Source organism: Pseudomonas lijiangensis (genome assembly GCF_018968705.1).
Classification (GTDB): domain Bacteria; phylum Pseudomonadota; class Gammaproteobacteria; order Pseudomonadales; family Pseudomonadaceae; genus Aquipseudomonas; species Aquipseudomonas lijiangensis.
Window position 1 is genome coordinate 4,139,904 of the sequence record NZ_CP076668.1, and the last position, 13,481, is coordinate 4,153,384.

At 58.6% G+C, this 13,481-nt stretch carries 7 protein-coding genes; 3 read left to right on the plus strand and 4 right to left on the minus strand.

What is annotated here, in order from left to right:
- Positions 1-12: 12 nt before the first annotated feature.
- The gene (locus KQP88_RS17110) at positions 13-978 is read left to right on the plus strand and encodes a bile acid:sodium symporter family protein (RefSeq protein WP_216703705.1); all 966 of its coding nucleotides are present in this window, start codon (positions 13-15) and stop codon (positions 976-978) included.
- A 45-nt stretch (positions 979-1,023) separates the two neighbouring features.
- Here the strand turns inward: KQP88_RS17110 and KQP88_RS17115 are convergent, their stop codons facing one another.
- Together KQP88_RS17115 and KQP88_RS17120 are read right to left on the minus strand one after the other, a co-directional pair.
- Positions 1,024-2,898, minus strand: a complete 1,875-nt coding sequence (locus KQP88_RS17115) for an MFS transporter (protein ID WP_216703706.1) — start codon at positions 2,896-2,898, stop codon at positions 1,024-1,026.
- Between the two features lie 125 nt (positions 2,899-3,023).
- Positions 3,024-4,970 carry a membrane-associated oxidoreductase gene (locus tag KQP88_RS17120; RefSeq protein ID WP_253950497.1) on the minus strand — a complete coding sequence of 649 codons (1,947 nt, stop codon included), beginning with the start codon at positions 4,968-4,970 and terminating at the stop codon, positions 3,024-3,026.
- Between the two features lie 133 nt (positions 4,971-5,103).
- On the opposite strand from KQP88_RS17120, the gene KQP88_RS17125 reads away from it, so the two are divergent.
- Positions 5,104-8,577, plus strand: coding sequence for a hybrid sensor histidine kinase/response regulator (locus KQP88_RS17125; RefSeq protein ID WP_216703707.1), 3,474 nt, complete (start codon positions 5,104-5,106; stop codon positions 8,575-8,577).
- Between the two features lie 177 nt (positions 8,578-8,754).
- Here KQP88_RS17125 and aceK read toward each other — a convergent pair whose 3' ends face one another.
- Positions 8,755-10,464: a bifunctional isocitrate dehydrogenase kinase/phosphatase gene (gene aceK / locus KQP88_RS17130; protein WP_216703708.1), complete on the minus strand. Its 1,710-nt coding sequence runs from the start codon at positions 10,462-10,464 to the stop codon at positions 8,755-8,757.
- A 224-nt stretch (positions 10,465-10,688) separates the two neighbouring features.
- On the opposite strand from aceK, the gene KQP88_RS17135 reads away from it, so the two are divergent.
- The gene (locus KQP88_RS17135; protein WP_371856561.1) at positions 10,689-12,299 is read left to right on the plus strand and encodes a methyl-accepting chemotaxis protein; all 1,611 of its coding nucleotides are present in this window, start codon (positions 10,689-10,691) and stop codon (positions 12,297-12,299) included.
- A gap of 153 nt (positions 12,300-12,452) precedes the next feature.
- On the opposite strand, the gene KQP88_RS17140 is transcribed toward KQP88_RS17135, so the two are convergent.
- Positions 12,453-13,391 carry an aspartyl/asparaginyl beta-hydroxylase domain-containing protein gene (locus KQP88_RS17140; protein WP_095067451.1) on the minus strand — a complete coding sequence of 313 codons (939 nt, stop codon included), beginning with the start codon at positions 13,389-13,391 and terminating at the stop codon, positions 12,453-12,455.
- Between the last annotated feature and the right edge of the window lie 90 nt (positions 13,392-13,481).

Consider the following 13,481-nt stretch of genomic DNA (forward strand, 5'->3'; position numbering starts at 1 on the left):
AAGGAGCGAGCCATGCGGGCACTGGTAGCCTTGAGCCGTTTTGTAGGGAATACGTTTGCGTACTGGGTGCTGTTGTTCGCCATTCTGGCGTTCCTGTTCCCTCAGGTGTTCATCGGCCTCAAAGGCTGGATTGTCCCGTTGCTGGGGCTGGTCATGTTCGGCATGGGCCTGACCCTCAAGCTTGAAGATTTCTCTGAAGTGGTGCGCAACCCCTGGCGCGTGGCCCTGGGTGTGGTCGCGCATTTCGTGATCATGCCGGGCGTTGCCTGGTTGCTGTGCCAGATCTTTCATCTGCCACCGGAAATTGCCGTCGGCGTGATCCTGGTCGGTTGCTGCCCGAGCGGCACTTCGTCCAATGTCATGGCCTGGCTGGCCAAGGGCGATCTGGCGCTGGCCGTGGCTATCGCAGCCGTCACCACCCTGCTCGCCCCGTTGCTGACCCCGGCCCTGATCTGGTTCCTGGCCTCGGCCTGGCTGCCGGTGTCCTTCCTGGATATGTTCTGGTCGATCCTGCAACTGGTGATGCTGCCGATCTGCCTCGGCGTCGCCGCCCAGCGTCTGCTCGGTGCCCGGGTCAGCCATGCGGTCGACGTACTGCCACTGATTTCGGTGGTCAGCATCGTAATGATCGTCTGCGCCGTGGTCGCCGCCAGTCAGGCGAAGATCGCCGAGTCCGGCCTGCTGATCATGGCCGTGGTGATCCTGCACAACACCTTCGGTTTCCTGCTGGGCTACTTCACCGGCAAGGTATTCAAGCTGCCGCTGCCGCAGCGCAAATCCCTGGCCCTGGAAGTCGGCATGCAGAACTCGGGGCTCGGCGCAGCACTGGCCAGCGCTCACTTCTCACCGCTGGCGGCGGTGCCCAGTGCGCTGTTCAGCGTCTGGCACAATATCTCGGGCGCCCTGCTCTCGACGTACTTCCGCAAGATGCCGGAAGAAAATACTCAAGCGCCAAAAGACAAACCTGTGACGAATTAAGGCACCTCTGAAGGGGCGGCAGCAGGCCAGCCCCTTCAGCGCTGTCTAGCGCCCTGCCCCTCTCAACGCCTTAACCTGTTCACGCACATCCGCAGGTTTCGCGGCGTCGGCTGCAATCGCAGGTCCGGCGACCAGCACCACTCGGGACCACAGGCGACGCAACAGTTTCCTGTCCGGCGCATAACTGAAGAAACTGCCCCACAACCCCTGCAACGCCAGCGGGATCACCGGCACCGGTGTCTCTTCGATCACACGACTCATGCCGCTCTTGAAGCCACTGATCTCGCCATCGCGGGTCAGCTTGCCTTCAGGGAAGATACAGACCAGTTCACCCTCGGCCAGGTATCGGGCAATCCTTTTGAACGCCTGCTCGTAGATTTCCAGGTCCTCGTTACGCCCTGCAATCGGGATGGTCCCGGCCGTGCGGAAAATGAAGTTGAGCACCGGCAGACGGTAAATCTTGTAATACATGACGAAACGGATCGGCCGCCGCACGGCACCGCCGATCAGCAGGGCATCGACAAAGGACACATGGTTGCAGACCAGCAGGGCCGGGCCTTCTTCCGGGATCAGGTCCAGGTTCCGGTGCTCGACGCGGTACATGGAGTGGCTGAGCAGCCAGATCATGAAGCGCATGGTGAACTCGGGGACGATCTTGAAGATGTAAGCGTTGACCGCGATGTTCATCAGCGAGATCACCAGGAACAACTGCGGGATCGACAGTTTGGCGACGCTGAGCATCAGGATGGACACGATGGCCGACATCACCATGAACAGCGCATTGAGAATGTTGTTGGAAGCAATGACCCGGGAACGCTCCTTCTCCGGGGTGCGGGACTGGATCAGCGCATACAGCGGCACGATATAGAAACCACCGAACACCCCGATGCCCAGGATATCCAGCAGCACCCACCAGGCCTGCCCGTAGGACAGCACCGCCAGCCAGTCATTGGGCTGCACGTTCTGCGGGAAACCGCCCGAATGCCACCACAGAAGCAGGCCAAACACTGTCAGCCCCATGGAGCCGAACGGCACCAGACCGATCTCGACCTTATGGCCGGACATGCGCTCACACAGCAACGAGCCCAGCGCGATACCGATGGAGAACACCGTCAGAATCAGGGTGACCACGGTTTCGTCGCCGTACATCCACTCCTTGGCATAGGCCGGGATCTGGGTCAGGTAAATCGCCCCCACGAACCAGAACCAGGAGTTGCCGACAATCGAGCGCGACACCGCGGGCGTTTGCCCGAGCCCCATGCGCAAGGTGGCCCAGGACTGGGTGAAGATGTTCCAGTTCAGCTTCATTTCAGGAGAAGCCGCGGGCGCTTTCGGAATGCCGTAACTGGACACAAAGCCCAGGCACGCCACCAGCACAATGGCGGCTGACACCACAAAGGCGTAATGACTGGAGGACATCATGATCCCGGCACCGATGGTGCCTGCCAGAATCGCCAGGAAGGTGCCCATTTCCACCAACCCGTTGCCGCCCACCAATTCGTGCTCGCGCAGGTGCTGCGGCAGGATCGAGTATTTGACCGGCCCGAACAGCGCCGAATGAGTGCCCATGGCAAACAGCGCCAGCAACATCATCCACAGGTGATTGAACAGAAACCCTGCCCCACCGACCACCATGATGCCGATCTCCGCCAGCTTGATCAGCCGGATCAGCGCATCCTTGGGATACTTCTCACCAAACTGCCCGGCCAGTGCCGAAAACAGAAAGAACGGCAGGATGAACAGCAAGGCACACAGGTTGACGTAGATCGAACGGTCGCCCTCGATGCTCAGCTTGTAGAGAATGGCGAGGATCAGCGATTGCTTGAAGATATTGTCATTGAACGCCCCAAGGGACTGGGTGATGAAAAACGGCAGGAAACGCCGTTTTCCGAGCAGACTGAATTGTGACTGTTGGCTCATCGTCCGTGGTCCTGAATGGCTATGGGGCTGGCGAATCGGTCGCCACCCCGTGCGCTATTGAAGACGGATCCCCCACCGATGTCGATAGGCGGTGTAACGGAATCGTTATCAGAGCCCGGCCCGCTTCACTCCTTGCGTCGTGCCAGCCCGGACACCACTGCCACGAACAACAAGCTGAATCCCCAACCGGCGAGGATTTCAAACCACATCACGAACCTTACCCAGCGTTTGGGGCTGGTGAAGAAACCTGACATTTCAGCGAATACATTCGCCTTGGGCGTCTCGATCACCGGTGCCCAATCATCCTCCTGGTGCAAGTTGACCAGTGGCAGCAACAGATCCAGCGAGAAGGCTATCGGGCTGAAGGCCGTGTACTCTTGCGGCAAGACATCGCACAGATACCAGTTGGCGGTGCCAGGAGGTTCATTTCCAGTCGGCGACAGCGGCGGCGAGCACTCCTTGTAGGCGGGGTTCTGAAACACCAACGGGTCGCTGGGAGCGAAAATCGCCTGATGACTCGCAGCCCACCAATAGAAGCCAGCGCATGACAGCCAGACGCCCAGGAACCAGGGCAGCAACAGCATCGGGCGGTAGCCGTAGCTACTGAGCAGTCCATACATCGCGTGCAAAATGATCATCAAGCGCCGGTGGCACCATCGCGCAGATTCAGGCCAGCGCTTGGGACTCTGGCCGATCAGCCCCTTCTCGCGAAGCCGCTCTTCAAACTCGATCCCCACGTGCCGGGCATCCTCGGCATGACCCATTTCTTCCAGGACTTTTTGCAGTTGTCGCCAAGGTTGGGGGTAGAACTCGGGGAGTTCATCTTTTTTGGGCTTGGGAGTGACCTGCTTGTCCAGCCACTCCAGGCGGTCCTCGACTTTCATCTGCCCGTTGACATGAACGAAACCGTAAACGAAGCCGTTGAGGTTTATCTTTTTGCCCCAGCTTTCCTTATCGTCATTCAGGGATCCGACTCGTCCTCCCTGGAGTGAAACCTTGTCTGGCGGAGTCTCTAGTTTTCTCAGTATCAGTGAGCCTCCAAGGATGATCCGAGGGGCATAGATTTCGGTGATGAACTTGGCGCTGTCAGTATCCAGATCACCTTGAAGCTGTAGACTATGCAAAACCACACGGCCTTTGGCTGTGAATCCCTTCGTTAAAAATAATGAGCCTCCCAAAGAAGCCCCGCCCATGCTGAGGGCATCACTTCCATTACCGTCGAAGCAACCCGAAGAGCAGTTAAATTGCCCAGAAATTCGGGCACCTAAAAAGCGAACGCTACCAATTGCAGAAAAACCATCTCGAAGAAAAACACCGCCCTTAACATCAATACGGTCAGCTCTTAATGCATGCCCCGTGGCATTCTCGATGCGCGCCCCATTGCATCCCAACTCGCCACCAATCTGCATTGCAATCAAGTCCAATCCGCCTTTGGCCTCGATCCCATTAAGGTACAGACTGTTACGGCAAGTCGCGCCATCCATAGACAGTGCCCAACTGTCCGCAACATCCAACCTGGCGTTTGATAGTGTTATCTGCCCCTGAATGTGTGAGCCCCGAAAACTGATCGCACCCGATGAAACGATATCTGTAAGCAGTAAAGCGCCCTCCGCACGGAGGCGTGCACCTCGAATCCCCTTCAGTCGGGAGCCGCGAAGAAATAGCGTATTCTTCAGCCTCGTATCTTCCAAAACCAATGCGGCTTCGAAATCACACCACCGCAGGCTTACAGGCAATGGCACATCCAGGCTACGAAGATTCAGCGTACCAGTAATGCAGGCACCACGTAGCTGCACCCCCTGCTCATGCACTATCGCCTTTTCATCACCTCCCAAGACCAGAAAACGTATAAACCAGGCACGTACCTGATTCTCTGTCGTCTTCTCTTCGGGAACGCTTGCTCCCACTTCAGCTACGGCGCCATTCCTACAACACTTCAACAGCAATTGCTCGGCAGGCAGTAACGGCAAAAAATCACTCAACGAGCGCCCTGACGGCTTCATCTCAAATCCCTTTACGCTGACAGCGACCAGAACGCCCGGTCTGTCGAAAAAAGAGCAGATGGTAGGCATAAGGCCCGTTGCCATCAACGACTAACCATAACCCCCTGCGACGAAGCGCCACGCTCGACCTTGGTCGAGAAAGACGAACGCAATGCATCGTGCGAGACTGCCGCATCGAGATCGATACACTCTGGAAATTCATATGTCGCTGTCCAGCGGGCTGATTGCTGCCGTTGCCCTGACCTACATGGCCATTATGTTTGCCATCGCCTTCTACGGCGACCGGTACAGCGCCTCGCTGCGCCCGACCATGCGCGCCTGGGTCTACAGCCTTTCGCTGGCGGTCTATTGCACCAGCTGGACATTCTTCGGCGCGGTGGGCCAGGCCGCCGAGCAGTTGTGGTCGTTTCTGCCGATCTATCTGGGGCCTATTGTCCTGATGCTGCTGGCGCCCTGGGTGCTGCAGAAGATGGTACTGATCAGCAAGCAGGAAAACATCACGTCGATTGCCGACTTCATTGCCGCACGCTACGGCAAGTCGCAACCGCTGGCGGTGATGGTGGCGTTGATCTGCCTGATCGGGATGCTGCCCTACATTGCCCTGCAACTGAAAGGCATTGTTCTGGGGGTCAACATTCTGATCGGTGCGGGAGCCGAATCAACCGGCACCAGTGCCCAGGACACCGCGCTGGTGGTGTCGCTGATTCTCGCGCTGTTTACCATCGTGTTCGGCGCCCGCAATCTGGACGTCACCGAGCACCATCGTGGCATGGTACTGGCGATAGCCTTTGAAGCGCTGGTCAAGTTGCTGGCGTTCATGGCGGTCGGTGTGTTCGTCACTTTCGGTCTGTTCGATGGCTTCGACGACCTGTTCAATCAGGCCAGACTCGCACCGCGCCTTGAAGAATACTGGCAGGAAACGATCAACTGGCCTGCGATGATTGTGCAGACCGGCGTGGCGATGATGGCGATTATCTGCCTGCCCAGGCAGTTCCACGTCACAGTGGTGGAAAACATCGAGCCACAGGACCTGAACCTGGCCAAGTGGGTATTCCCAGCCTATCTGGTCCTGGCCGGCCTGTTCGTGGTGCCCATCGCCCTGGCCGGGCAGATGCTGCTGCCGGGCTCCATGCTCCCCGACTCGTTCGTCATCAGCCTGCCCCTGGCCCATGCGCATCCCTCACTGGCGCTGCTGGCATTTATCGGGGGGGCGTCGGCTGCCACCGGCATGGTGATCGTCGCCAGTGTCGCGCTGTCGACCATGATTTCCAACGATATGCTGCTGCCCTGGCTGTTGCGGCGCAAGAATACCGAGCGGCCGTTCGAGGCGTTTCGCTACTGGATGCTTTCGGTACGCCGCATCAGCATTGTGATGATCCTGTTGCTGGCCTATGTGAGCTATCGCATGCTCGGCTCCACGGCGAGCCTGGCGACTATCGGTCAGATTGCCTTCGCCGCCATCACCCAGCTGGCTCCCGCCATGTTTGGCGCGCTGTACTGGAAACAGGCCAACCGCCGTGGCGTATTCGCCGGTCTCGCAGCGGGGATCTTCATCTGGTTCTACACCCTGGTGCTGCCGGTGGTAGCCCATGGCATGGACTGGTCGCTGGATAACTTCCCCTTGCTGAGCTGGCTGCATAGCAACCCTCTGGACTTGCCGATCACGCCCATGACCCAGAGCGTCGTGCTGTCGATGGTGGGTAACTGCACGCTGTTCGTGTGGGTGTCGATGCTGTCGCGCACCCGGGTTTCGGAGCACTGGCAGGCTGGTCGCTTCATCGGTCAGGAAACCCAAGTTCGCCCAGGCAGTCGTCCGTTGCTGGCCGTGCAGGTCGAGGATCTGCTGAGCCTGTCTTCCCGCTTTGTCGGCGAAGAACGCGCCCGGCAGAGCTTCCTCAGTTTCTCCTATCGCCAGGGCAAGGAGTTCAATCCGAACCAGAACGCCAATGGCGAATGGATCGCCCATACCGAACGGCTGCTGGCCGGGGTACTGGGCACGTCATCGGCCAGGGCCGTGGTCAAGGCGGCCATCGAAGGCCGGGACATGCAGCTCGAAGACGTGGTACGCATCGCCGACGAAGCCTCGGAGGTGCTGCAATTCAACCGCGCCCTGTTGCAAGGAGCCATCGAGAACATCACCCAGGGCATCAGTGTCGTCGATCAGTCCCTGAGGCTGGTGGCCTGGAATCATCGCTATCTGGAGCTGTTCAATTACCCGGACGGCCTGATCAGTGTCGGACGGCCGATTGCCGACATCATTCGCTACAACGCCGAGCGCGGCCTGTGCGGGCCGGGTGAGGCCGAAGTCCACGTTGCGCGGCGCCTGCACTGGATGCGTCAGGGCCGGGCGCACACTTCCGAGCGCCTGTTCCCCAATGGTCGTGTGATCGAACTGATCGGCAACCCGATGCCCGGCGGCGGCTTCGTGATGAGCTTCACCGACATTTCGGCGTTCCGTGATGCCGAACATGCGCTCAAGGGTGCCAATGAAAGCCTGGAGCAGCGAGTTGCCGAACGGACTCATGAATTGTCGCAACTGAACATTGCCCTGACCGAGGCCAAGGGCAACGCCGAAGCCGCCAACGAGTCCAAGACCCGTTTTCTCGCGGCCGTCAGCCACGACCTGATGCAACCGCTGAATGCCGCCCGGCTGTTTTCCGCGGCGCTGTCCCATCAGGAAGAAGGCATTTCCAGCGAAGCCCAACGCTTGATCCAGCATCTGGACAGTTCGCTGCGCTCTGCCGAAGACCTGATCAGCGACCTGCTGGATATCTCACGCCTGGAAAACGGCAAGGTCACGCCGGATCGCCAGCCTTTCGTACTCAATACCCTGTTCGACACCCTGGGCGCAGAGTTCAAGGCGCTGGCTCAGGAGCAAGGCCTGAAGTTTCGGGTCAAGGGCAGCGATCTGCGGGTCGACAGTGACATCAAGCTGCTGCGCCGCATCCTGCAGAATTTCCTGACCAATGCCTTTCGCTATTCCAAAGGCCCGATCCTGCTGGGCGTCAGACGCCGTGGCGGCAACCTGAGCCTGGAAGTCTGGGACCGTGGGCCGGGCATTCCCGAAGACAAACAGAAAGTGATTTTCGAGGAATTCAAACGCCTGGACAGCCACCAGACTCACGCCGCCAAAGGCCTGGGGCTTGGTCTGGCGATTGCCGACGGCCTGTGCCGGGTGCTCGACCATCCATTGCAGGTCAAGTCATGGCCGGGCAAGGGCAGCATGTTCAGCGTCACGGTTGCGCTGGCTCAACCACTGACGCTGGCATCCAACGCACCGACCGAACCCAGCCGCGTGGTGCTCAATGGCATTCAAGTGCTGTGCGTGGACAATGAAGACAGCATCCTCATCGGCATGACCAGCCTGCTGTCCCGCTGGGGCTGCCAGGTATGGACGGCACGCAACCGGCAGGAGTGCGAAACCCTCCTCAACAACGGGATTCGCCCGCAAGTGGCGCTGGTGGACTATCACCTGGACGAAGGTGAAATCGGTACCGAACTGATGGCCTGGCTGCGAACCCGACTGGGGCAACCGGTGCCGGGCGTGCTGATCAGCGCCGACGGCCGCCCGGAACTGATTGCCCAGGTGCATGCGGCAGGCCTTGATTACCTGCCCAAACCGGTCAAGCCTGCGGCGTTGCGTGCGTTGTTGAGCAGGCATGTGCAGTTGAGTTGATTGCACCTCGGCGCATTTCAGTAGGTGGCAAGGTCACAATCCGTGGGAGGGGCCTTGGCCGCGACAGCCAGCTTGAAGACGCTGAAAATGTGTTGCCTGTAAGCAAGTCGTCGCGGCCAAGGCCCCTCCCACAAGTGACAGGTATGCCTTAACTGATCGGCATGACCCAGTGCGAATTTATTCGCGAAGGAATTCGCTGCGTCGATACGGAAACACATCGATCACCTTGCCGGCCCGGATCTCGGCCTGCAGCCCCTTCCAGTATTCGGCGTCGTACAGTTCGCCATGCAGGCTGTCGAACAGGCGGCGCTGTTGCAAGTCGGCAAACAGGAAAGGCGGAAACTCCTCGGGGAATACATCCATCGGGCCAATGGAGTACCAGGGCTCGCTGGCCATTTCATCCTCGGGCGTGCGCGGGGCCGGGATACGGCGAAAGTTGGCTTCGGTCAGAAAGCAGATTTCGTCGTAGTCATAAAACACCACACGACCATGGCGGGTGACGCCAAAGTTCTTGAGCAGCATATCGCCGGGGAAAATATTGGCCGCCGCCAGTTGCTTGATGGCCAGCCCGTAATCATCCAGCACCTCACGCATCTGCTCGGGGCTGGCCTGTTCCAGATAAAGGTTCAAGGGAGTCATGCGCCGCTCGGTCCAGCAGTGGCGGATCAACACCTTGCCACCCTTCTCCACTTTAACGGTGGAAGGCGCCACCTCCAGCAATTCGGCCAGGCATTCAGGCTCGAACTTGCTCAAGGGAAAGCGAAAATCGGCAAACTCCTGGGTATCGGCCATTCGCCCTACCCGATCGACGCTCTTCACCAGCCGGTACTTGTCGATCACGGTCATGCGGTCGACGTTCTTGGACGGCGAAAAACGGTCCTTGATGACCTTGAACACGGTATTGAAACCCGGCAGCGTGAATACGCTCATGACCATGCCCCGCACGCCGGGCGCCATGATGAAACGATCATCGGTACTGGCCAGATGATGAATCAGGGCACGGTAGAACTCGGATTTGCCCTGCTTGTAGAAACCGATGGAGGTGTACAGCTCGGCGATGTGCTTGCCGGGCAAGATACCCTTGAGAAAGCTCACGAACGCTGCAGGCACAGGGACATCGACCATGAAATACGAGCGGGTGAAGGAAAAGATAATGGACACTTCAGCTTCATCGGTAATCAGCGTATCGATCAGGATCCCGACGCCTTCGCGGTGCAGCAAGGCGATGACCAGCGGCCACTGTTCCTCGCGGGTATAGACACGCCCCACCAGATAGGCGCCCTTGTTGCGATAGAAAACCGACGAGAACAGCTCGACGCACAATGTCGGATCCTTGCACACCCAGTCAGGCAAATTGCTCTGCAATTGCATCTGGACGCGGTTCATATCGGCAGCCAGATCCGCATAGGGCACCTCGAAACGGTAATCGTCGAATACACGCCCGAACATGGCCGCCATATCACCAGACGGCCAATAGCTGCGTACTTGCGCCACACACTCTTGAGCCTGCGCCGCTGGCCTCGTGCTGTGGATGAACATGCGCTCGTCACTGATCAGGTCATGACTGAACAGGCCGAAGAAGATCGAGTTGAACCAGGTTTCGGACAGCTCATCGTCCAGCCGCGGGTCGATCAGCTCGATATAGTCGCTTTTGACTCCGGGCCAGTCACGGGCTTCCAGAGCCTGCACACCAACTCGCTGCAGGCGCTCGATCACTTCGCTGACTTTCTGCTCATAGAGATTGATCCGGTCGGCCGAAGCACGCTGGATCAATTGCCATTGCGCACCCTCGAAACGCTCCCGGGCCCCGGCGGTTATCTGCCGGAAGTGTTCACGGTAATCATCGAAACCGTCGAGGATCAGACGGGCGATAGAGCTGACAGACATGGGCTTGCCTCAAGTCGAGACACCAAAAGCCTAGCTCAGGAATGCCAGGTATCGGGAACCACTTAACCGGGACAGGCCACTGAATGCACCCTTCATTTATGACCTGTTACAGGCACATGTCGATAACATGATGGCTCGAAGATATTACTCATACCTTCTCCCACTCAACAAAAACAATCAGGGAGTTTTTACGACACAAGGAGCGGTCAATGTTCATCAGAAATATGCGTATCGGGATAAGAGCCTGTCTGGGCTTTGGGTTAGTTGCTGCCTTGTTGGCACTGGTGGGGATTTTCTGCATGGGCAAAATGGCAGAACTGCGCTCAAGTGCAGAGATCATCGAACAGTCCTGGATGCCGGATATCGAAAACATGCACGATGCAGGAGCAGCCATCGCATCCATACGGATGGAGGGACTCAGGCTGATCGCCATGCCGGAACCTGCCAGCCAGTTGCGCAGCAAGAAAGTCATCGACGACGCCAGAAGCGAGCTGTTCAACCGCCTGCAAAAGCAGAAAGATAAAACCACCGACAGCCAGGCAACCAGACTGCTGGGCGATCTTGAAAGCAGTGCGACCCGCTACCTGACACTGGTGGACAACATCATCGCGCAGATAGACAGCCAGCACTTCGATGACGCCAAAGCAATCCTCAGCGACGAACTCACGCCTCAGGGCCGGATACTCGATGCCAACCTGGATGCCGTAATCACATTCAGCCAGAAAGGTGCCGACAATGCTGCCAACGAGGCGGCTGCACTGTATGACTCCACGAAAACCATCGTGACCCTGATCATCATCGCCGCCTTGCTGGGTACAGTGTTGCTCGCATGGCTGCTGACCCGCAGCATCGTCAAACCGATCAGTGAAGCATTGACGGTCGCGCAGACCATCGCCCAGGGCAACCTGCGCACCACCATCAGCAGTGAAGGCTCGGATGAGCCGGCACAACTGCTCAACGCCTTGTCGATCATGCAGGACAACCTGCGTTCGACCATCCAGAGCATCAGCGAATCCTCATCGCAACTGGCCTCGGCCGCTGAAGAGATGAGTTCGGTCATGGAACAGAGCACCCGTGGCTTGCAGGCCCAGAATGACGAAATCGAGCTGGCGGCCACGGCAGTCAACCAGATGAGCGCTGCGGTGGATGAAGTCGCTACAAACGCCGTATCGACCTCGCAAGCGTCCAAGGCCTCGGATGCCGACAGTCAGCATGGCCATCGTCAGGTTGCCGAGACCATCGAGTCCATCGAAGGACTGGTCAGCGAAGTGCTGGGCGCGTCGGAGCAGGCGCAGGAGCTGGCGACCCAGGCTCAGGACATCACCAAGGTGCTGGAGGTCATCAGGGGCATCGCCGACCAGACCAACCTGCTGGCGCTCAATGCCGCCATCGAAGCTGCACGTGCCGGTGAAGCGGGTCGCGGCTTTGCGGTCGTGGCCGATGAGGTGCGCTCACTGGCCAAACGCACGCAGGATTCGACTCAGGAAATCGAGCTGATGATCAGCACCATCCAGACCGGCACTCACCAGACGGTCGGTGCCATGCAGAACAGCGCGCAGCAGGCAGGCCAAACCCTCAAGCGCGCCAGCAGCGCGGGCGAGGCTCTGGAAAAGATCACGGCAGCCATTTCCGAGATCAACCAGCGCAATCTGGTGATCGCCAGCGCCGCCGAACAGCAATCGCTGGTGGCCCGGGAAGTGGACCGCAGCCTGGTGAGCATTCGCGACCTGTCTACCCAGACCGCCGCTGGAGCGACCCAGACCTCGGCCGCCAGCCATGAGCTGTCACGTCTGGCCATCGGCCTGAATGGATTGGTGGCACGCTTCGCGTTGTGAATGGCCGATCAGTCAAGGCACAACAACACTTGTGGGAGGCAGCTTGCTGGCGAAAAAGGCCTGAAAAACGGCAGATATTCTGCGTCTGTAGAAGTCGCCAGCAAGCTGCCTCCCACAAAGTAACTCAATGACCTTGACTGATCATTACCAGGCTTATCCGAACAACCACTTCCACAGCAAGACCGCCACCACCACAGCCAGCACCGGGCGCATGATGCGGTAGGCCTTGGGGTTCTGGCGCTTGAACTGCTTGACCTTGCCGCTGAAGCTGTCGCTGAAACGCTTGCTGAAGGCATAGGCACGGTTGATGCCGCCCACACGCTCGTCATCCAGGTTCTGCGGTGCGGTGGCACGGCCCAGGAAAGCGCTGACACTGCGGTTGATGCGGGTCATGAAACCGTTGGTCAACGGGCGCTCCACGTCGCAGAACAGGATCACGCGCGTGGTCTGTGTTTCGTTCTTGACCCAGTGCACATAGGTTTCATCGAACATCACGTCCTGGCCGTCGCGCCAGGAATACTCTTCGCCATCGACGAAAATACGGCAGGCGTCGGAGTTGGGTGTGGACAGGCCCAGGTGATAGCGCAATGAACCGGCAAACGGGTCACGATGCGGGTTGAGATGGCTGTCGCCCGGCAGCAGGGCAAACATCGCACCTTTGACATTGGGAATGCTGTTGACCAGCGCCACGGTTTTCGGGCACAGGGTTTCGGCAGAAGGCAGCGCCTTGTCGTACCACTTCAGGTAGAAACGCTTCCAGCCCTTCTTGAAGAACGAACCGAAGCCCGCGTCGTTGTTCTTTTCGGCCGCACGGATATAGCCCTCATCGAACAGATGCATGGCTTCATCGCGAATGGTTTCCCAGTTGTCCTTGAGCACATCGAGCTCGGGAAACTTGCTGCGATCCAGATACGGCTTGGACGGCACCTTGGAAAACAGGTACATCAAGGCGTTATAAGGAGCAAAAAGCGCCGAATGGTTCACGAACTGACGCAACAGAGGCAGCCGCGCCTTGCCACGCAAATGCACATACAGCGTGCTGCACAGAAACAGCATCAGGATCGATGCCTTGGCAGCAAATGAAAGGGTCATGAAACTCTCCTTGCAACGGACAGATAGCCGGCTGCCGTCATGTCAGGGGGTATATCAGCAGCCGGCCATCATAAACACTTGTCGACTCCG

Bases quoted from the DNA above. Each gene is read 5' to 3' on its own strand.
- KQP88_RS17115 (WP_216703706.1), bottom strand. From the start codon at position 2,898: ATGAGCCAACAGTCACAATTCAGTCTGCTCGGAAAACGGCGTTTCCTG.
- KQP88_RS17120 (WP_253950497.1), bottom strand. From the start codon at position 4,970: ATGCCTACCATCTGCTCTTTTTTCGACAGACCGGGCGTTCTGGTCGCT.
- KQP88_RS17110 (WP_216703705.1), top strand. From the start codon at position 13: ATGCGGGCACTGGTAGCCTTGAGCCGTTTTGTAGGGAATACGTTTGCG.
- KQP88_RS17140 (WP_095067451.1), bottom strand. From the start codon at position 13,391: ATGACCCTTTCATTTGCTGCCAAGGCATCGATCCTGATGCTGTTTCTG.
- KQP88_RS17125 (WP_216703707.1), top strand. From the start codon at position 5,104: ATGTCGCTGTCCAGCGGGCTGATTGCTGCCGTTGCCCTGACCTACATG.
- aceK (WP_216703708.1), bottom strand. From the start codon at position 10,464: ATGTCTGTCAGCTCTATCGCCCGTCTGATCCTCGACGGTTTCGATGAT.
- KQP88_RS17135 (WP_371856561.1), top strand. From the start codon at position 10,689: ATGCGTATCGGGATAAGAGCCTGTCTGGGCTTTGGGTTAGTTGCTGCC.